The organism is Dickeya oryzae (genome assembly GCF_020406815.2).
In the GTDB taxonomy this organism is placed as follows: Bacteria; Pseudomonadota; Gammaproteobacteria; order Enterobacterales; family Enterobacteriaceae; genus Dickeya; species Dickeya oryzae.
The window spans coordinates 506,534-529,247 of the sequence record NZ_CP162670.1 but is presented as its reverse complement, the minus strand read 5'-3'; the positions used below and the strand labels follow the sequence as shown (position 1 = coordinate 529,247).

3 protein-coding genes (1 of these 3 only partly in view) are annotated in these 22,714 nt (G+C 53.9%); all 3 read right to left on the bottom strand.

From position 1 onward, the window contains the following. Tightly spaced (each overlapping or abutting the next), the 3 genes in view from LF929_RS02355 to LF929_RS02345 form a layout consistent with a single transcriptional unit that may run on beyond the window. On the bottom strand, positions 1 to 14,020 hold the 5' portion of the coding sequence (locus tag LF929_RS02355) for an SDR family NAD(P)-dependent oxidoreductase (protein WP_226093246.1). Its footprint begins 6,368 nt before the window's first position; the window shows 14,020 of its 20,388 coding nt (coding positions 1-14,020); its start codon is at positions 14,018 to 14,020; its stop codon lies off the left edge, out of view. Further along, positions 14,013 to 15,146 (bottom strand): MupA/Atu3671 family FMN-dependent luciferase-like monooxygenase, encoded by a 1,134-nt coding sequence (locus tag LF929_RS02350; protein ID WP_210174659.1) that lies wholly within the window; start codon positions 15,144 to 15,146, stop codon positions 14,013 to 14,015. The genes LF929_RS02355 and LF929_RS02350 overlap by 8 nt, the downstream gene beginning before the upstream one ends. Next, positions 15,143 to 22,714, bottom strand: a complete 7,572-nt coding sequence (locus LF929_RS02345) for a beta-ketoacyl synthase N-terminal-like domain-containing protein (RefSeq protein ID WP_226093245.1) — start codon at positions 22,712 to 22,714, stop codon at positions 15,143 to 15,145. The genes LF929_RS02350 and LF929_RS02345 overlap by 4 nt, the downstream gene beginning before the upstream one ends.

Below are 22,714 nucleotides of genomic sequence, written 5' to 3'. Positions count from 1 at the left end.
AACGGTCTACACAAAATAAGACCTGCCGACTCGTGTATGTCGGCGGCGCGGCGGTATTGACCGGCGCATTTTTACGTTGCCACTGCGGCACAAGCAGCAGCGTACCGTTTCGCTGCGTTGTGGCCGACTCGGGCGTGCGGGCGCTAAAGCCATGCAGAGCAACGCAAAGCTGCCCCGCGTCGTCATATAACTTGATGGTCAGTTTCTGGACCTTTGCCTGAGGATGGGGCTCGGTTCCGTGGTCGTAGGTAACACAAGCCCACATCGTAGCTGTGCATCGATGCAGAATATCCATCGATGCCATATCAAAAGGTAAACCCAGCCGATGCTCTCGGGACAACCCCAGCGTCGCCTGTAATGCCGAATCCATCAGGCTGGGATGTAAGACATAATCATTGAGCGTTTCACGGAGTGTTTCAGGCAAACTCAACCGTGCCAGTACACGTCCCTTCGCCAGATACAGCGTCTCAACTCCCTGATGTCCGGGGCCGTAGACGATCCCAAGCTGACGAAAAGCCTGGTAACACGCGGCCTTATCAATGGTTCCGTCCTGATGTTCGGCCATAGCGACAGACAGATCGAGTCTGTCTCTACCATCTGTACAGGGGTCCACGACGAGCACGTTGCCCTGACAATGCGTCTGCATTTGACCGTCCGGCAGCACAGAACCGATGTCGAACCGAATCACCTGAGCCGACTGCGGCAGCAGTTTTACCGTTAGCGGGTGGATCCCGGCAGAGGGTGCGGAAGCTTGCGAGTGCTCAGCAACGAAGGGGCGAACCCACACAATCTGCGTCAATTGCAAATGGCGTCCAGCACCAACAACCTGCTCAGCCGCGGCGCGGGCCATTTCCAGATAGGCCACGCCAGGTAACAGCTTTTGTTCCATCACCCGATGGTCAGCGAGGAAAAACTCGCGGCCATCAAACCAGGAGGTAAAACTGAGCGCGGTAATATCAGAGGTATTGCGGTGCACCAGAGGGTGCAAACGATACGGACGTATTTTTACAGGGGACTCCGTCGCCTCTGACCCATGGCTTTCACTCGCTGATCCCGTCACCTTCAACCAGAAACGATCCCGTGCGAACGGATAGGTCGGCAAACCGATTCGACGAGGCTTTACTGCCGCCGGGTACCGTTGCTGCCAGTCAACCTGACCGCCCTTCACCCAGACGTCGAGCAGTTTGTTGTAGTTGCCCGTTTGCAGCCATGTTCCGACCATCGTTTGCCACGCGTCGTCATCCGCCAGCATCGACAACGATGCTTTACCGGCTTTAACATTACCGCGGTAAACGCCTTCAGGTGTTTCTGCCTCAGAGAGGTACGCAGCCAATGTCTGTTTCAGTGCCTGCACGGAATGGGTTACAAAAGCCAGGCGTTCGTCCATCGCTTCACGTCCCACTTGCAGGGTATAGGCGATCTCAGTCAGGCTGGGCTGCTGGGCGGCACACTCGGCAGAATCCAGAAATGCCGCCAGGCCTTGCACCACGGCCCCTAAGCGCTCGGCCTTTTTGGCCGACAGTACTATGGCCACCGGCTCGGCAGAAGAAGATGAAGCCTCCGCGGTTTGTGCTGCCGACGCATACTCTTCAAGCACAATATGCGCATTAGCCCCACCGATACCGAAGCTACTGACACCGGCCCTTCTCGGCATTGGCTGACCGTCGGCATCTTCCATTGCCGGCCACGCTTGTGTCTCCCGGGCCAGATAGAACGGGCTATCGGCTAAATCCAGATAAGGGTTCGCCGTCTTAAGATGCACGTTGCCCGGAATTTTCCGGTGACGGAACATCAGCAAAATTTTCAGCACACCGGAAATACCGGCGGCGGCTTCCAGATGTCCGATATTGGTTTTCACCGACCCTAATCCACAATAAGCCTTTCGGGTCATCGCTTTATTCTGTTCCCGGTACAGGGTGGCAAACGCCTTATTCAACCCATTGATTTCAATTGGGTCTCCCAGTTTAGTTCCTGTACCGTGGGTTTCGATATAGCCCACCGTCTCGGGATCAATGCCACTACGGCGATAGGCCTGAACCAGCAGTTCTTGCTGCGCCACCGGATTCGGCGCTGTCGGAGAGGTGGCTTTACCGCCATGATTCTCGGCACTGCCACGGATCAAGCCGTGAATGCGATCGCCATCGGCTTTCGCCTGGCTGAGGGGTTTGAGCATAATGGCGCCAACACCTTCACCACGACCATAACCATCAGCACTGATATCAAATGTTTTGCAACGACCGTCTTCACTAAGAATACCGGCTTCCCCGGCGGTAATAGTGATCCCCGGATTGACGATAACGTTGACGCCACCGACAATCGCCACGTCACAACTACCGGAGCGAATCGCCTCTATCGCCCGGTGAATAGCAACAAGTGAACTAGAACAGGCGGTATCGATAGGCTCGCTGGGGCCATGCAGATTCAATATATAAGAAACGCGGTTTGCCAACGCAAAATGAGAAAGCCAGGGGGGATCGCCAATACCGAATTTATCGTGGGAATACTTGAGCCAGGCGTCTTTATACTCTGAGGTCGACACCCCGACAAAAACCCCGGTATTGCTACCTGATAAATCACTGGCGCAATAACCGGCATCTTCAATCGTGGCCCAGACCGTTTCCAGAAAAACCCTGAATTGCGGGTCTAGCGATTGAGCTTCACGGGGAGAGATCCCGAAAAACAGTGGGTCGAAACAATCGACGTCCTGCATGAATCCCCCACAAGTCACTTTAGTTTTCCCAGGGGTTTCATGTGGATCGCCATAATATTCCTGCCAGTTCCAGCGATCTGCCGGAACCTGATCAATCAAATCACGATTCGCTTCCAACTGTTGCCAGAACGCATCCAGGTTGCGGGACTGCGGAAATCGGCCACTCATCCCGATAATCGCTATCGCTTCTGGTACTTGTGGTGTGTTGGGGGTTAACGGCATGCCCTCCTCCGCCACAGTTGCGTTTGAAATAGCGCAAACGGCGGCCTCTAATGGCGCAACCGCTGGTGTTGGCTGTGACAGGATTGGCGGTGAAGCTCGCCAGGAAAATGCTTTTCTTCCTTCCCCGGTGTTTGCGGTTCTGGTGACCAGACTCTGCAGCTGGCGGCTGGTTGTCGCCATTCCTGCGCGAGGTCCAGCGCCGCCAGATGCCACCGCCGTTTTATCAGCAAAAGCCTCGGGGTACGCGTCAGCCAGATAGTTCCCCATCCTCCTCAGGGTCGAGTGCTCAAAGAAAACCGTCGGCATCAGTGCTAATCCGTAGGCTTTATTAAGACGGCTGGCAAACTCGGTGAAATCGATAGAATTGAAGCCATACCTGGACAGTTCCATATCCAGCTCTATCTTCTTCTCATCAAGCTTTTGCAGTTGCGCGACCATACTGACCAGCAAGGCACACACCTGCCCGACCCGAACCGGGCTGGTTACCTCTTTGGCCAAACCTGCCGCATCGTTTATACCCGATTGATGCACGGACGACGGCTGGGGTGGCGTTTGCCCATCCTCAGCGAGTCTGGCCTGAATTTTTTCTGCCTCGCCATAGATGACGGCAAGCTGAGATTCCTGACTTTGTAGCCCCAGCATCAATGCCTGAATACCCACCTCGGTGGGCATCGGAATCAAACCGGTCTGCTGTCTGAGCAGTTCAGCATCAGGGGCGGAAATCCCCATACCACCATCACGCCATAGCGGCCAGTTGACCGCCAGGGTTTTTCCCCGGCGCAGGCCATTGGCAACCTGCTGGTTACGCCAGAGGGCAAATCCATCCATAAACCCATTGGCACAGGCATAATCAGCCTGACCAGCATTACCAAACGCACTGCTCAATGAAGAGAACAGCACCATAAAATCCAGGTTGCAATCCTGGGTCGCGTGGTCCAGCGCCAGGGTTCCTGCAACTTTCGGTGCCAGAACGTCGAGCAGTTCCGCTTGCGTTTTATTGGCGATGAAAGCATCACGAATGATACCGGCACTATGGATGATGCCGTTCAGTTGACCTTCATCTTGCAGAATCTGCTGTACCAGATGCCGGGTTTGTGCCGAGTCAGTCACATCCCCTTGCAGGTAAGTCGCCTGAATCCCTTGACGCTGCAAATCCAAAAGGCGTTGCTCGCTACGTTCATTCAGGGCAGAACGACCACTGAGTACCAACCGTGCCTGATATTGAGTCCCCAGTTCACGGGCAATCTGATAGCCAATCCCCCCCAAACCGCCGGTTATCCAGATGACACAACCAGAAGAAACCGGCAGGGCATCCGTCATGTCGGCCTGAGCAATCCGCTGCCACGCCTTCACCCTCCGGCTTCCGGTTTCATCGTAACGAATCTCTGTGGCACCCTTGGCACCATGCAGTTCAGACTGTAACTGAGTGAGCAGCAGGGGGATAGCTGCCGGTGACGCAGGGTATCGGATCACGTTGCCATTAAAGCCGGATTGCTCTTGCCGGGCCGTTTTGAGTAGCCCTGCGCTGGCGGATAACCACAACTCATTCGCCGGTTCTGATGCCAGTATAAATACCGTCTGCCGCTGAGCCAGCTCCCGGCAAGCCAGCGTCCTTGTTTTTATCTGGGCGAATAACTGTTGCAGGCAAGAGGTAAATTGTTGCGGGTGGGAGTCGTGACCCACAGACAGGTTCACAACCTGGCAGTCGGGCCAGGTATTTTGTAACGCGGTTTGCAACGCCGCATTCTCATCCGCCAGAATAAAACAGGGCGGCAGCGCATCGGGCGCATCGCCAGCTACCTGAGCAGGTACGATATCCTGTACAACCCACTGAGGCCGGGCAACAACCAGCGACCCTGCAGGCGAAGCCTGAGCACTGATCATGCTCAGACCGTTAATCTCAACCAAAATATGACCGTGATGATCGGTAAACCAGATATCACAACTCACGATACGATGTTCTGAACCCGCGTCAGACCGCGTTTGGCGAATATAAGCCAGAACGCGTGCTGGCAACGGCTGGTAGATCCGTAATGCATCCAGGCTAAAGGGCATTAGTGGAGCAGCGCCTTGCCGTTCACCGCCGACGGCCAGAATAATGCTAGCCAAAACCGCCCCATTCATCAGGGCCGGATGCAACACCGGCTCCTCTGCCGCACCAACAAGGTCCTGATGAATGTCCAGCGTCACCAGCGCTTCATTATTCCCCTGCGCATACTGGGTGATCCCCAGTAATCGGGGCCCGATACCTGCGCCGAAAAATTCAGCGCAGGCATGATGGGTTCGATGCTGTCGGCATCGATGTTCGATGTCTGCAAGCGGCAGAGGCGGGTGTTCCGCGTTGCCGACAAGCCCGGTCATCACACGCCCTTGCGCGTGAACCTGTCCCTGCCTGCTGATAACACAGTGATAGCCTTGTTCGTCCCGATTCAGGGCCAGATCGATGTCGGTACCCTGCTCCCCTACCATTAAAGGCTTGTGCCAGACAACATCCCTAAGTCCCACGACGACCTCGGAATCCCCCGCTGGAACGTGCGATACGGCCAATTCTCTCATCCATTCCAGAGACAGCATGCCGGGCAGCAAACCACCGTGATCCTGCAAAAAATATTCTGTGCCACTTAACGCTTTGTGCTTGATGTTAACGGTCACTCCGGCGCTAGCCGCCGTCTCTACAGATGTCACTATTCCTGGAAAAACAGGTTCCTCAGCACTATGCGATACCGGCAAAATCCGGGTCGAGAACCCACGCATACTTACACAGATACGACCTTGATCATTGCAGAGGTCGATATCCATTTTCTGTACCTGCTCGTTCGCCGGGTTCTCTGTTGAGACCAGCCGTAGCCAGACCCACAGACGAGTGTCCATTTCGCCGAATACATCCAGTTGCTCCAGCGCAAAAGGAACGTAAGCAGCGTCAGACGGCAGGTCCGAGTGATGTAACCCCAGACTGGTTTGCAAGGCCGCATCCATCAGGCTCGGATGCAGACCGAACGCGGAGGATGTAGCCGCATCCGGCAACACAATCTGAGCCAACACCTGACGCTCTGCGGTCAGTAGCCGTTCAATGCCCTGAAATGTCTCGCCATAATTCAGCCCCATCTCACGAAAGCGCTGATAACAGTGCGCCGCCGGGTATTCAGGGCCAGTCATCTGTTTCTTCAGTTGGTGCAGATCCAGCGTGTTCCTTTCTAAGGCGTTATTCCCCGAGGTAGTGTCATTCAGATGGGGATCAATGATCCCCTGACCATGAATCGTGCGCTGTTGGATGTCGTTTTCTGAGTAAATCTGGTAGTCAATAAGACCGCTTTCCTGTGCGTAGAGACCCAGATAGATGGTGGTTGTCGGTTGCGTGGCGACGATTGGCTGAAGCCAGAGTACCTGCTTCACGCTGAAAGGCAGCCGTTGTGATGCTGGAATAACGGAAGCGGCGGCATAGGTATAAGCCGCCCGGGCCATTTCCAGATAGCTGACGCCCGGCAGCACTTTCTGACCATGAATCTGGTGATCCACGAGAAAAAACTCCTCGCCGCTGAACTCAGCGCGAAAGCGCAGCTCAGCCAGCGTTGAAGCATTCTCCGTCAACAGTGGATGTAATGACTGTCTGGCCCCGGCGATGTAGTCTGACGATGGCGATAACGCGCGGGTCTCCAGCCAGTGATGCTCTCTGGCAAAGGGATAAGTCGGTAAGACAACGCATCGGGACACCTCCGGCGACAGCACCGCCCCGTCCAGTTCGTATCCCTGGCAATAATAGTCCGCCAGGGCGGACAGGATTTCCTGATATTCCTGCCCCTCACACTGTTGCGACTGCTGTAATAAAACGTCGACCTGCTGGCGAATGATCTTTTGCCCGACAAAGCCCAGCGGGACTTTACCGCGAAACAGATTGGGTCGTTGCGCATGCTCTGCTTGCCGCAGACTGATGATGACGCCGTCTCGATCTTCGGCCACCACCGCCAGACGGTATTGGAAATGACTCCGCCCCTGCAGCAAGGTATAGCCGATCGCTGCCAGTCCCTGAGTGCTGGTTTGCGGCTTTTGCAAATGCAAAATCAGATCCTCGACCTTACGGTATAACGCCTCCTCGGTCTTGGCCGACAAACAGAGAAGATAGTGGCTGCGCTGTGGCTCTGGGGACGAAACCGGCTGAGGGTATTCCTGCATCACCAGATGGGCGTTGGTTCCGCTCATGCCGAAAGCACTCACCGCCCCCATTCTCAGCCTTCCCTGCTGTACCGGCCAGGCCCTGGTCGTTTTATTCACATAAAAAGGACTCTCTGCCCAGGTGATGTAGTCATTCTCCTGTTGACAGTGCAGGCTTGCAGGAATGGTTTGCTGATTCATCGACTGAAGCAGGCTCACGGCACTCAGGAGCCCGGAAGCGGCAAAGGTATGACCGAAATTCGTTTTCGTCGACGTCAGGGCGCAAAACGCCTGTTTATCGGTGTACGCTTTGAACGCCTCATTCAGCGCATTAATCTCGACCGGGTCGCCAAGCCGGGTACCCGTTCCGTGCGTCACGATATAGTCGATCTGCGCGGGATCAATGTGAGCGCGCTGATACACGGTTTTGAGCAAGTCGGCCTGCGCCACGCCGTTCGGTGCGGTGATCCCGTTGGTTTTACCGTCATAATTGATGCCGCTGGCCCGAATCAGACCATGGATCAGATCACCATCGGCTTCAGCCTGCGACAGGCGTTTGAGCACCAGCACCACGACCGCTTCACCTGGCACCATGCCATTAGCGCGCTGATCAAAGGTGTAGCAGATCCCATCTGCCGAAATCATGCCGGAACGCTTCATGATATCGAAGCCTTCCGTCGAGAGTTGCAGACTCACGCCTGCTGCCAGTGCGGTATCGCATTCCCGGTTACGCAGACTCGTGCATGCCAGATGCGCAGCCACTAAACCGGATGAGCAGGCCGTATTGATCGCCAGCACCGGTCCATGCAGGTCGAGAAAATAGGCCAGCCGCGAGGCCAAAATACCATTGTGATTGGCAGTAATCTCAATGTGTTCCGTACTTGAGAAACGTCCGTACGCGCCCTCTTCCACACCGACAAACGTACCGATGTTATGCTGCCGCAACCGTTGTGCGCCATAACCGGCATGTTCCAGCGAGCTCCATGCTTCCTGTAAAAGCAGGCGCTGGCCTGGATCCATGTTCTGCGCTTCCCGGGGAGAGATTTCAAAAAACAGCGGGTCAAATTCAGCGGCACCGGGAACGACCCCACACCACAAGTCCGCGTCTGACGCCGCAATACGGCTATCACGGTAAGACTCGTCCCGACTATGCAGGTATTCCGCACTCACGCGGCTCACCGCCGATTTTCCCTCTGCCAGATACCGCCACATTTCATCAATATCACGGGCACCGGGAAAACGACCGCTCATACCGATAATGGCGATCGGCTCTTCTGCGTCAAAAGGAGAAACATCGTGGCGATGCTCTTCACCGATAGCCGACCTATTCACGGGTGGAATGTTAAGAGGGGCACCTGAATGTACCGATTCGACACGGTGATCAGAGACCTCGCTATGCCCTGCCGACCCACCGTAATACGTCTGCATCAACGCACCGTGTGTCAGCATAAAATACTGACAGAGCTGCGACAGGGTAGCATTCCCGAAAAACAGGGCTGGCGAAACCACGATGCTCCACTTCCGGCTGAGGCAGGTGGCAAACTCAGCAAGGCTTATCGAATCAAAACCAAAATCGGCCAGATTCACGTCATGATGCAAACGGTGCCGTTCAATACTTAAAATATCGCTCACCGCCTGCTGCAATTCCCACAGTACACATTGCTCAACCGTCAGCCCCTTCATTTCCGGGCGACGGGCGATAGTCGTCGTCACTGGCTGGCGTGGCAGTCGCTCCTGACGAGTGCCGGACTCATGCTGTAACCGATCCCCTAACACGCGTTGAATCTTGTCAGGCTGTCCGACCATCACCAGCGACGAACCCGCTTCACCGGCCAGCAACTGTTCAAACACCCTCAATCCTTCTTCGCTGCGCAATGCACGTTGTCCGCTGGTTTTCAAATAAAGGGACGTGGCCTGCGCTCGCTCAACCGAGCGTTGTGTCATTCCCCCGTCCTGCCAGACAGGCCAACTGATTGCGATAGTCTTTCCTATCAGAGATGGCGTCTTTCCTTCGGGAGCAGTCGGCTGATTGCGGTTGTTGGCATAGGCCAGTTGAAAACGGTTTGCGACGGCATAATCACCGGCACCGAAATCACCCAATACTGCGGCACTGGACGAGAAATAAACGATAAAATCGAGTGGGTCTTCAGCACCGAACACGGTTTGCCAGGCTGTATCAAGCACCAGCGTCCCCTGAATTTTCGGTGCCAGTACCTGACGAACGCCAGCAAGATCTTTTTCTGCCAGCATCTGTGTCGTTTGAACGCCAGCGGTATGTAATATACCGTTGATTTTAATGCCTTTACGCTGGCAATCAGCGAACAGAGACTGCATCTGAGACAGTTCACTCACATCTGCCTGCAGATAAGTGACCTGACCGCCATGTTGTTCAATTGCCCGTAAATCCGCCTGTTTTTCCACATCAAGGGGAGAGCGGCCAACCAGAAGAACTTTCGCCATCACGTTCTCGCACAGGTAACGTGCAAATACCGTCCCTAATCCCCCAAGCCCCCCGGTAATCAGGTAACATCCACCGATTTTTAAATAACTGTCTGTTTTTAAAGCGCTGTCAGCGTTTTCCAGCCGCGTCGGTTCGAAGGTCAACACATGACGCTTACCCTGGATATACAGCACGCTTTGCGCAGGTTCGGTCTGCAATTCAGCCCAGATGTCGGGAATATGCTCCGCGAGCGACTGCCATTGATCCGTATCGGCAGCGTCGGTCAGTTCAAACCCGGCAAACGTGACGCGTGTTTTCGGTAAAACAACGCGTAAAGATGCGCCAAACGCCACCAATGCATCGGCGTAACAACGCTCCAGTACGCTGGTAAACGCACTGGCCACGACAATACGACCAACATCCAGTCCGCTGGACAACAGCCCCTGAAACAGCGGCACCAATTGATTCATCGCCGATTCAGGTTCAACAACACACAGCAAAGCCGCTACCGTTTCCGTTTGGGCAGCGCGCTTTAACGCAGAAAAATAGCGGTGATAGGTACTTGCTTCTGTGGCCGCCAGGTCATCAGGCGCGAAAAATTCCGTCGATACATTCGTGGCAATGTGATTGATACCGAGGCGAATCGCCGTCTGAGCTGCTGCCGGGGTGACGCAAAGCAAGCGCTGTATCTGGCGCTCGGCGGGGCCCGGCACGTCAGGCAGCGATTGCTCTTGCCATCGCTCACGATAAACCAGAACAGCGTCATCCTGCTCTGATGTCATGGCTTCATCAGGTTCAATCAGAACATGCCGTAAGCCGGGTTCAGCCTTCTGGCTCTGCGGAGTCGGTGCGGATGGCGTTGCAACAGAGCAGGCCATTGCCGGGCTATCCACCGTAGCAATCCAATAGCTTTCCTGTTCAAACGGATACGTCGGCAGGTGCATCCTGCGCGGTGTCGGCCCGTGGTATAACGCCCCCCAATCTGCGGGTTCGCCCCGCAGCCAACATGCCAACTGTTTGGAAACAAGAGGCGAGATGTCGTCATCCCGGACGCCGGGTGCAGAATCTGCGCTTCCCTCTGCGCAAAGTAATGCCTCGGTGGCACGGGAACGGGCCGTTCCCGACACATCGGCATAATACAGACCGAGATCTGAACTCGCCCCCTCTTCAGCAGTCAGGTACCGGCGCACTTTCTCCTGCAAGGTGTGCCAGCCGTCGGCAATCAACGCCAGACGATGAGGCATCGCCGTGCGTCCGAATTGCAGAGTATAAGCAAGATCCCGCATGCTTTCCGGCGCATGACCGGCGATCAGATTTGTGGCTATCTGCTTTAACTGCGGTTCACTTTTGGCGGATAGCACGATCAGGTACGAATCATCCTCACCTGACGCTCCCTGACATCGCGCTTTAGCCTCCGCGTTCTGCAACACCAGATGCACATTGGTTCCCGAATGTCCGAAAGCGCTGACGGCCGCAAAACGTGACGCCTGTTCCCAGTGTTTGAGCGTGGTATTCACATAGAAAGGGCTATCAGCAAAATCGATATCTTCATTCGGCTGGGCATAATTGAGCGATGGCGGGATTTCCTGATGTTTCAGCGCCAGCGCCGCCGTAATGACATTCACGATGCCGGACGCGGCTTGAGTATGACCAATATTGGTCTTCGGCGAGGTCAAGGCACAGTACTGCTTTTTATCTGCACCAGCGTCATGAAACGCATCAATCAATGCATTACATTCAATGGGATCCCCTAACATGGTGCCGGTACCGTGGCTGACGACATAACCTATCTGTTCGGGAGAAACACCGCTTTGCCGGTAAACCTGCGCGTAAAGCTCGCTTTGCCGGGCACCATTGGGAGCGGTCAGGCCATTGGTTTTACCATCATAGTTAATTCCGCTGCCCTTGATGATGGCATAAATATCATCGCCATCGCGCAGTGCGTCAGCGTGGCGCTTTAACACAACCGTCGCACAGCCTTCACCGACAACCATACCGTTAGCCCGATAATCAAAGGCGTAGCAGGTGCCGTCTGGCGAGAGCATATCGCCCATCCGGGACAAGGCATGTAGCATCCGCTCAGGCTGGCAAATCAGATTACAACCGCCCGCAAGCGCTAATTCGCTTTCTCCGTTTAAAATACTCTGACATGCGTAGTGTACGGCAACCAACGATGAGGAACAGGCGGTTCCTATAGCCAGCAACGGGCCTTTGGTATCAAGAAAATAGCCAATGCGGGCCGGTGCTGTTCCGGTATGTACGGAGGTAATCGCTGAATTTTCGGTCAGTGGATAATCCGATTCTTCCATGCCGACAAAAATGCCGTGCTTTTGCCCGTACCACCCATACGGGTCATAGCCAGCATCTTCAATCGCCCGCCATGCAGACTGCAATAACAAGCGATGATGGGGATCCATGTTGCGTGCTTCCCGGGGAGAAATCTTAAAAAACAGGGGATCAAAGTGGTCGATATGCGTCATAAACCCCCCCCGGAGGGTTTTCATCTGCAGATCATCCCGTAGCCGCCGGCTGTCAGGAACCGGGCCGATACTACACCGGCCTTCCCGCAGCAGTTGCCAGAATTCTGCCGGGTTATCGGCACCGGCAACGTTAATATCGATACCAATAATGGCAATATCGTCAGTGCGATTATCATCATTACCGCGTCGTGCCGGTTGCGGCGAAGCCTCGCCGTGACGGCGTTCGGCTCCCGAACCGCTGGCCTGCATGCGTTCGGCTATCATGCGGGCTAACGCCATCGGCGTGGTGTAACTGAATAAATCCGACCGCCGTAATTTAACCGGATATGCCGCCTCCAGCCGACTGACGAAAGCCGACACCGAGACAGAGTCCAGGCCAAGCTCGGTAAATGCCTGATGATATATTTCGTTATCCGAGCCGTTCAGCCCCAGCAGACGGCCTATCGTCGCCAGTACATCCTGTTCAGCAGCAACCGAATGTGTGGCCTCTCTTTTGTCATGAACGAGCGGCTCATCATCAGGCTGTTTTTGAGAAGGGGAAAACTGAAACCAGTAATACTCACGGGCGAAGGCATAGCGGGCTGACGCCGACGGAAAATCGGCCCCTGCAACGTTAACACCCTGATATTCTTCAACCAATATATGGGCGTTATTGCCGCCTGAACCATAGCTGTGAATCGCCGCCAGCCTGGGATGTTCGCCGGTCGGCCACGCCTGCGTTTCTGTCGCAAAACAGCAAGGCGTACCTTGCGTATCGCAATAGTCGTTGGCGTGTTCAAAGCCCAGAATTTTATGAATTTTATCGGTCTGAAGACTGCGGATGACTTTTAATAACGCCCCCAGAGAAGACGCAGAGTGCATGTGTCCTAACAGCGGTTTTAGGCTACTCACCCGGCAGTAACCCGCCTCGAACGCCACCCCTTGTTCCTCACATAACTGGCTCAGCGCCCGATTCATTGCCGTCCATTCAGCAATATCCGCAACGGGCAGCCCCATTCCCTGAGCCTCAATATAAGAAACCCGACGCGGATCGATCCCCGCTTCGCGATAACAGTCTTTGATCAGTTCACAATGCGCATCCGTATTCGGAGAAGCCATTGAGACACCACCCTGACCATTGAAGTTAACCTGGGTGTGTTTGATGATGGCGTAGACCCGGCGTCCAGCCTGCTCAGCATCAGCCTGGCGCTCCAGAAGAATGGTACCAACCCCTTCTGAACGAATGAATCCATCACCATGTTTACCGAAAGAATGTACCGTTTTGCCGTGAGTCAATTGCTTCGAATCGTTCAATCGGTTGGTCACGTCCGGTACCAGAATCACATTCGCGGCACCGATGATTGCCCGGTCAATCACACCGGCTCTCAATGCCAGGGTCGCTCTGTGCAGCGCCACAGCAAAACCGGCGCACGTCGCATTGATTAACTCACTGGGTCCCGCCAAATCAAACTGGTACGAAATTCGGTTCGCAATCATGCTGTCGGCCTGTGCCAGACCGAATTCAGGCCGATAACCGTGGCGGGTCATCAGGGCCGCGTACTCGTTGGACTCACAGCCGATGAAGACGCCTGTATGCGTTTTTCGCAGCGATTCAGGGGAGATACCAGCATCTTCCAGCATGTGGTAGGTTGACATCAGCAATAGACGCTGTCTGGGATCCATCTCTTCAGCCTCTATCGGTAAAATACCGAACTTCGCCGGGTCAAAAGAGGCAATATCGGGAATGAATCCCCCTGAAAGTACCGCCCACGACGCTTCTCCGCCTGTCTTCCCCTGCTGGTACCACATTTTGCGTTGCTGCGGTAGCTCGGTGATTAAGGCATCGTCAGCATCCAGATGCCGCCATAATTCGGCAACACTCATACACTGAGGGAAATATCCGGCCAGCCCCGTAATCGCCAGCGGTTCGGTCTTTCCGTGCGTCGCCGACATATTCAAGACTGAATCTGATGACGTCGTGGTTTTATGGTTTTGAATCCACTGCTCAATGAAAGACAGCGGTGCTGATTGATTATTCATAAGCAACCTTCTCCCCCTTGAGATTGAATTCAACTAATTGCTGTAAATAACCAAACGCATTGCTGACTGCGGCGTAGTCCATGCCAAAATCCTGAAGGAATGCAATTTCATTGACCCCAGACGCGACGGCCAAATCAATCTGTCGCTGACATTCCTCTGGCGGGCCAAATATTCCTCCGGTTTTGAAATAACGGGCATAGGCATAATCGAGAATTTGATCAATCTGACTATTATCGAAATGATGATCTCTGGCTTTCATCTGCGGAATAATGCTACTGCGGATATAGGCCTTAAACGGCTCGCGAACCACCTGCTGTACCCACGCCATATCTGGGTGAACGAAGGTGTGCATCATCAGTGTGACCCGACCGCTCTGAGGTTCCAGCCCTGCCTCAGCGCGGGCTGCGCGGTAGACGTCCACGTATTTTCTGAATTCGTGAAGATCGATCCCATGCAGCATGCCGAAGACGTTATAACCATGCAGGCCCGCATGTCGAAAGCCCTGTTCAGAAATGCTGAAATACCAGATGTTTATTTCTTTCTGAATCGGGCGCGGATAAACCACCGTCGGGAACATCTCCCCACCCGGGCCGGGAAAATCCACCGTTTCCCCCCGCCATAGTTTTTGTATCACCGGAATACGCTGATCGCGTATCTTTGCACGATCCTCATAGGTATCGGGTGACAGGATAAAGTCCGCTTTGTTCCAGCCACTTCCGACCCCCAGGTCAACCCGACCATCGGAGAGGATATCCACCATCGCCCAGTTTTCGACGATTTCGACCGGATGGTGCAGCGTGTTGGTCACGGCGGCAGAACGCAGGCGCACGTTTTTGGTTAGCGGTGCAAAGTAAGCCGCAGCAATGCTGTTATTGGCGTAAATAGAGCCAAATTCATAAAAATGGCGTTCAGGAAAGCAAACCGATTCAAAACCAGCCTGATCAGCAAACTCGACCAGCTCACGGGCAAAACGATATTTATCCCGGTCTGAGACATCTTTACGGACATCCGAAAAAAACAGATAACTAAAAGAAACATCCGCCCCAGGCTTACCCGTCTTAACCTCAGCATCCAGGGTGCGACCTCCAGAAAAAAAAGCGTCCAGTCTTTGATTTACCGTCGTCATAGCCGGATCCCTCCTGTTCCAACCTGTTTACGCAATTTTTTCATCAGTAGATTGGGGGTTGGGTGTTCGATCAGCCAATTCGGCTGTACTGGAAATTTCAACTGCCTTTCCAGCGTGGTACTCAGTTGCATAGCAATAATCGAGTCCATCCCGTAGTCCTGCAGGGGTTTGTCCCAGTCAAGACTGCTGCCTAGTTTCATGACTTTTTCGATCCCGAAAGCCAGGCTGCTACGTAGCTCGCTGTCGTCGTCAGCCAGTTTTATCTCATCGATATCTCCTGACGTTTCTGGTCTGCCTGTTTGGAGGCCAGACTGCGGGGCATTCGGGGTCTGAGTCGGAGGAACAGACTGGATCGCCGTAATCACGGTTCCGACCTCTTGTTGCAGATAGGCGGGTAGATCCGCCAATGACAGGGAAGAGAGGTAATCGGCAAATTCTGTCGGCGATAACTGCCCTTGCCTGAAATGGCTAATTTTTTGGCGAACCGCGTCTACGATGTGATGCTCGGTGCGGGCAGCCGCTGACGCCATCTGATTATCACCAAGCCCCAATAGCATTCTGGCTTTATGTTTATCCGTGACAGCAACCAACGCTGTGACACCGTCGGTAACCCCCGTTTGCATCTGCTGCACCGCCGCCACTGCATGAATACTTCCCATGCCTTGTTGCGCTAACGACGTTAACCGGCCAGCCAGCCGTGTGTGGTCAACGGCACCGTCAACCTCCCATTGCCCCCAACAAACGGAGGAAACCAGCCCCTGTCTTTGTTTGAGAGAGACCAGCCGTTGCCGATATCGAGCAAAAGCATTCTGGAACGCGGCGGAATAGGCATAATCAGGCGACCCCTGAATGCCAAAAGCGGCGACGGAAGAAAACATCAGGAAAAATTCCAGTGGTTCATCGGCAGTTACCGCATCAATATTCAGGGTTCCTGAGACTTTCGCCGCCATCATGTGCCGGAACGCATCCCAGGACTTATTCAGAATAGAACCATCACTCACCTGCCGGGCCATATGTAAGACTCCATTAAGGGTGATTCCTTCGGATTTCAGGGACTGCACGGCCTGATTAACACGCTCAAGATCGAGGATATCGACGGCACGGTAAATCACCTGGGCCCCGGACGCCCTGATGCGCGCCAAAATCGGGGCGACTTGATGTTCTGGGCGGCGAGAGAAAATAACCAACTGCGCCTGATAGTGATGACCTAAAACCTGACAAACCTGTTCCCCTGTCTCTCCCAGGGCACCGACCATTAAATAGGTCGCCCCGGTACGAAACAGTGCCCCCGGCACCTCATGCCCATCCGTTTCGCTAACACGTAACTCGTATCGGCGACCACCACTGAAACGGATCGTCGGGGTCCTGACTGCCTGAGCATTTTTCCCCGGTTCATGTGCTGGCATGTCATCGCACAGCCAGGTTTGCATCAATTGCAGAGCCACCTCCTGACCCGTCGAACGGGGGTCAACGATGAGGCTCCGATAGCGGTGGCCTACGGTTTCCAGAATCGCAGAACGGAACAGCCCGCTGAGCGCTTCATGGTGTACATCGGTAACGGTCAGGCCTTGTTCATAATCCGCCCGGTGACAACAATAGAATTGTACCGGGTTCAGGCGGGCAACCGTCTGTACGGCCTGAACACAACGATAGGCAAGCTCGGTTTGCACCTCGGTTCCATGAGGTAAGATCAGAAAAACCGCCAGCGGTTTTTCTGAATCGGGGATCGCCGCCGCTAGTCCGACTTTCAGGGCATTGATACCTGTCTGATCCTGTAGCGCACCGACCGGTAACGTAATATGCCGCACATCCCAAATCGGTTGTGGCATATCGGCTATCTGTTGAACCTGCTGGCAAACCTGCTCAATGTCACGGTAATCCGAAGCCGTATGACTGAGCACCAGAATTTGCCGATCGCTACTGGCCTTAATGCGTTCAACCCATTGGCTGTCTTCACTTGCCTTCACTTCAATCCACGTTTCTGTCGCTCGGATCCACTGGGTTTCCCTTACTATCGGTTGTGCATGGGTGCCGGTTTCAGTGGCTTCTGATGTCCTGACTGTTCCAGCGTCTCCTGATAAAACAGACCGGACATCCACGGTTGTAACCGATGTTGGCGGTGCTTTTTCTGCAAACCAGCAGGATTGTCGGAAAAACGGATAAGTAGGTAAGTTTATTCTGCTGGGGGAACGATGCGCTGTGGATTGCCCCGCCTGCTCAGGCGCGGAATAGAGTAAATCCCATGGGATATCCAGACCTGTCACCCATAGCCCTGCAAGCTGACTCAGGTTTTGCTGACGGGTCCATTGTTCGATCACAGTACTGAATTCAGGTGTGTCGACAAACGCCTTATAAGATGGCGCATTGTCATTCACCCTACCTCTAAATAGCAGCGGAGCTGAGATATCACCGACAATGAATTGGGTGAGCTTTTCTTGCAGCTCACTGACTGAGCCCGCAACAAAAGCGAGACGCTCCTCCATGGCCCGGCGTCCCCGCTGTAAGGTATAAGCCAGTCGCCTTAAATCAACAGTGCGTCCCTCGGCCTGTTCCCGCTGTAGCCAGGCCAGCAGATTTTCCGCCATAAGCGGCAAACGATCGGCCCGCATTGCCGACAAGACGATCAAAACCGGTTTGGCAACGGGGGCCGTTTCGACCGCTGGCGGCAGATACTCCTCAATCACCAAATGGGCATTGGTGCCGCTGTAACCGAAGGAGCTCACCGCCGCTCTTCGCGGTTGTCTTTCATCATGTTGCCACGGCTTAAGCTGGGTATTGACATAGAAAGGCGAGTCATCGAAACCAAAGTGTTGATTAGGGTTGCGAAAGTGCAGAGAGGGCACGAGTTGCCGGTGTTTCATTGACAACAACACTTTCTGTACACTCGCCATTCCAGATGCTGCCGACGTATGGCCAATATTGCTTTTCACCGATCCCAGGCCACAAAAATTTTTGCGAGGAGTCCATTCTCTGAACACAGACTCCAGGGCCTCAAGCTCAATAGGATCGCCCAGTTTGGTCCCGGTTCCGTGCGTTTCAATGTAACTTATCGAATCCGGGTTAATCTGATGTTTCCGGTAAACCTCTCTTTCCAGTTCTCTCTGACTGTTCACGCTCGGTGCCGTGATACCATTGGTTTTGCCATCTTGATTAATGCCCGAACCAATGATGACGCCGTAAATAGGGTCGCCATCAATTTCAGCCTGAGACAGGCGTTTCAATACCAGACACCCAACCCCTTCGCCGGGTACAAATCCATCAGCCGTGTTATCAAACGCTTTACACTGACCTTCGGGAGACAACATACCGGCAGAGCACATTCCGATATACGTCTCCGGCATGAGATACAGGCTAACACCGCCGACCAAAGCCAGATCGATTTCACCACTTTGTAGTGCCTGAACAGCCAGATGGGTCGTAACCAGAGACGATGAACACGCCGTATCGACGGGAATGGCAGGCCCTTTAAGGTTCAGAAAATATGGAATTCGCGCCGCACCAATCGCAAAACTGTTACCGGTACCGGACAGGGGACTGGCGGAATTGAGCATCATATGAGCATATTCATAACTCATAATCCCCATATAGACGCCGCATTTCTTATGACTCAGTTCTTCAGGGCTATAACCGGCATCTTCAAACGCTTTATACCCTTCCTGCAGGAATAGACGATGCTGAGGATCCATCCCCTCGGCCTCCGCGGGAGAAATCGAGAAAAATAGCGGGTCAAAACTATCGATATCGCTTAATGCCCCCAGCCACTTGCAATATATCTTGCCCTCTTTGCTACGGTCAGCATCGAAATATTGGTCAACGTCCCAACGTGACTTAGGGACTTCACGAACCGCGTTACGACCATCAACTAAGTTGTCCCAGTATTGCTCCAGGTTTTCCGCGTCGGGATAGCGTCCCGACATGCCGATGATGGCAATTTTCTCAGCCTGCCGACTCATAACGCGGTCATCGTCTGGTATCGCCGCAGATACCGGGGCGGCCGACTTTAGCGTATCCCGAGATAAATCCTCATGATCCGGAACACGCGTTGAAGTGGCCGCGACCGGCTTTGGGGACAGCGTTACTCCATGAGGCTGGGTCGCAATATAGTCAGCCAAAACCTGAACATTCGGATAATCGTACAAACGGGTGGCAGAAAGGCGGGTGCCCAGTCGCTTGTTAATCTCATTGATCCACTCAGCGCCAATAATTGAATCCAGCCCCAACTCTGCGAATGTTTGATTGTGTCGGATTGCTTCTGGCGTAATGTACAATGCATCGGCCAGGCTGGTTTTCAGTAGCTGGATTATCTCTGCTACCTGCTCATTCTGGTCTGCTGCTCTGTGGGTAGCTGGTGAAGTATGGATAGCTTTTGACGAATGGATGGCCTGTGGCGAATGGCTAACCTCTGACAAATGGACAGTAGCGCGGTTCTGTTCAGCAGCTATCGTCTTATCTTCATGCGGATACACCGCCCCAGCAGGGTGTGCTTGCGGTGCGTGCTCATCCGTCGCGCCGCGTGGCCCGCCATTAAGAACAATAAACTGCGCCAACTGGCGAATACTGGAATAATCGTATAAACGCGTGGCAGACAACGCGCTTCCCAGTTCCCGGTTGATTTCATGAACCCACTCAGCGCCGACAATCGAGTCCAGCCCCATCTCGGCGAACGAGCGATCAACGTGAATATCCGATTCTGGAGAACACAACGCCCTGGCCAGGCTCACCCGTAATTTGTCAATAACACTCGCCAGAGAAACGCCGCCATGCTGTTGTTCCGGGTGAAGGGCACCATTCCCGTTTGTTGCCTTGACGCCGTTTATTCCTCTGGCGCTACTGGTGTACTGGGTATCCACCACGCTGCCATTTATGCCATGATCGCGGTGAATATCAACCGCCTTACCGTTCAACCGTCCCACCGCTGATACCGGCTCCCCACTGTGCACAGCAGAGGGGCTGGCCCCCTTCTTCTGCTCCAGCGGCTGCAACATCACCTTTCCAGAATGATTAACAGGGGCAGAATCGGGCGTTGGCGACGCAACACCCCCTGTCGATTCCGCAACCACTTTCAGCGCCGGTTTATGCTGGGTCTCTGTAACCCAGTAACGCTTGCGGTCAAACGGATAGGTTGGCAGCACCAAACGTGAGTGACGCTGACCTGCGTATAATTGCAACCAGTCAACCGATCTCGTCTCAACCCATACCTGGGCAATTTTCGTCCACTGTCGGGTCTGCCACCAGCGCTCAATATCCAGCATATCGATGCCAGGTAAACGACCTGATTCATCACAATTGACAAAAATAGTCCCCTCACTGGCTGCGGCCTGCGGATCCCTGGAAATCACGGACAGTTGGCGCAAAAGCGATGCCACATCTTCGGCAACGAAGGCGACTCTGGCATCCATCGCATCCCGCCCGGTTTGCAACGTGTAGGCAAATTGTTTGAAGTGGCTTGCGACATGAGCTGAATTTTCAGTGACGTACTGCATCAGATGCTGCGCATAGACCCGCAACCTTTCACTGTTTTTTGCCGATAGCACGATAATCTCCGGCTCATGCTCAAGCGACACAACCTCGTCAGGTTCCTGGCGGTATTCTTCAATGACCAGATGAACATTCGATCCGCCAGCACCGAAAGAACTCACGCCAGCACGTAAAGGCTGTTCAGCATGTCCGATCGTCGGACGTTGCCATGTCTGCCCCTCCTGGAGCACATAAAACGGGCTATCCTCCAGTTCAAGTAACGGGTTCAGCGTCTGGCAGTGCAGCGATTTGGGCAAATATTCATCCCGCATCGCCAGCAGAACTTTTATGACACCGGCCACTCCGGCGGCGGTTTCCGTATGCCCAATGTTCGATTTCACCGAGCCTAAAGCACAGTGTTTAACGACCGCTTTCCCTGGATTGACCGCAGCATTCAGTCCATGCTTCTGATAAAGATCGTTAAACGCGATCTTCAGTCCATTGATTTCAATAGGATCGCCTAGCGGCGTCCCGGTTCCGTGGCACTCAATATAGGTAATACTGCGAGGATCAACCCCGGACTTCATATGCGCATCGCGGACAAGCTGAGCCTGAGCATTCGGGTTGGGAGCCATCAGCGACGTTGCCGCCCCACCGTGATTTTCCGCCGAGCCGATAATCACGCCGAGAATATGGTCTTTATCAGCCTGTGCCTCTTTCAGTCTCTTCAGCAGTACAACGCCGACCCCTTCCCCGCGGGCGTAACCATTGGCATCTTCAGAGAACGTCTTACACCGTCCATCCTCGCAAATCATCTCTGCCTTACTGTACAGAATATGCATTTTCGGACTCAGGATCAGGTTGGCACCACCGGCAATCGCCATATCACAATCGCCGTGCTGAATGCTCATCACCGCGCGATGAATCGCGACTAAAGAGCTTGAACACGCGGTATCGATAATTTCACTGGGGCCATGAACATCTAGCAGATAAGAGAGGCGGTTCGGACAAAACATATGAGGAATTGCCGTTAGCTCCACAATATCGCGGGGTTGGACGTTCAGTACGGTCTCCGCATAATCCTGTAAATTGATACCGGCAAATACCCCAACCTTTTTACCGGCTAATGATGAGGGAGCGTAGCCGGATGACTCGATGAGCCGCCAGCTCGACTCCAGAAACAGTCGGTGCTGGGGATCCATGGTCTGAGCTTCACGGGGAGAAATGCCAAAAAAGGCAGGATCGAACTTATCCACATCCTGAATAAAACCGGCATACTTAACGTTGGTAAACTCACCGTCTTTAGGATTACCGTGGATTGCCCTCCAGTCCCAGCGTTCCCGGGGAATTTCACTGATACAGTCCTGTCCCTGATAAAGATGGCGTTGCAACTCTTCAACCGTGGATGACTGGGCAAACATGCCATCCATCCCGATAATCGCAATAGGTTCATAATTGCCGCCGAACTGATTTGCCTCGGTTTTATTGGGCTGCTGGCATTTATCGTTCGTCGAATGGAACTGTTCGCGTTTTTGATTGAGCCGGTAGCTTCTGGCCATAAGCTCCCGAATCTGTCTGGCTGATGTTGCACCCGACGGTAAAGACGACGCGGACGCTCCGACAACTGCCGTCTGCCGAACGTCTTTGCGGGGTACATACCTGGCAGGCTGATGATCATCGTTGATGGGCTGGCCATCATAACGTTGCGCGACCTCCAGACCGAAGCGCTTGATGATGATATCTGTCAGTTCGCCAATGTTTCTGGCCTCAAAGAAAATAGCGGCAGAAAGAGACACACCCAGCGAGTCTGCAATACGTCCCATGATTTCTGTGATGACAATCGAATCAACACCATAGGTTGACATTTTTTCTTCTCTGTCAATTTTTGCCGTCGGCAACTTTAATATCACAGAAAAAATACCCAGTATGTCTTGCAGCAATCTCTCGCGGTAATCTCTACCTTTAACCTCAGAAAGCGGACTATCCAGGACGGCTCCGGCAGCATCGGAAACCACCCGTGAATGTTCCATGGCAGACTGCATCAGCTCAGCCTCCAGAATTTTCCAGGCTGACTCGTGTAAGTCTCGGGTTCTGTTCTCTTTGCCTGTCAT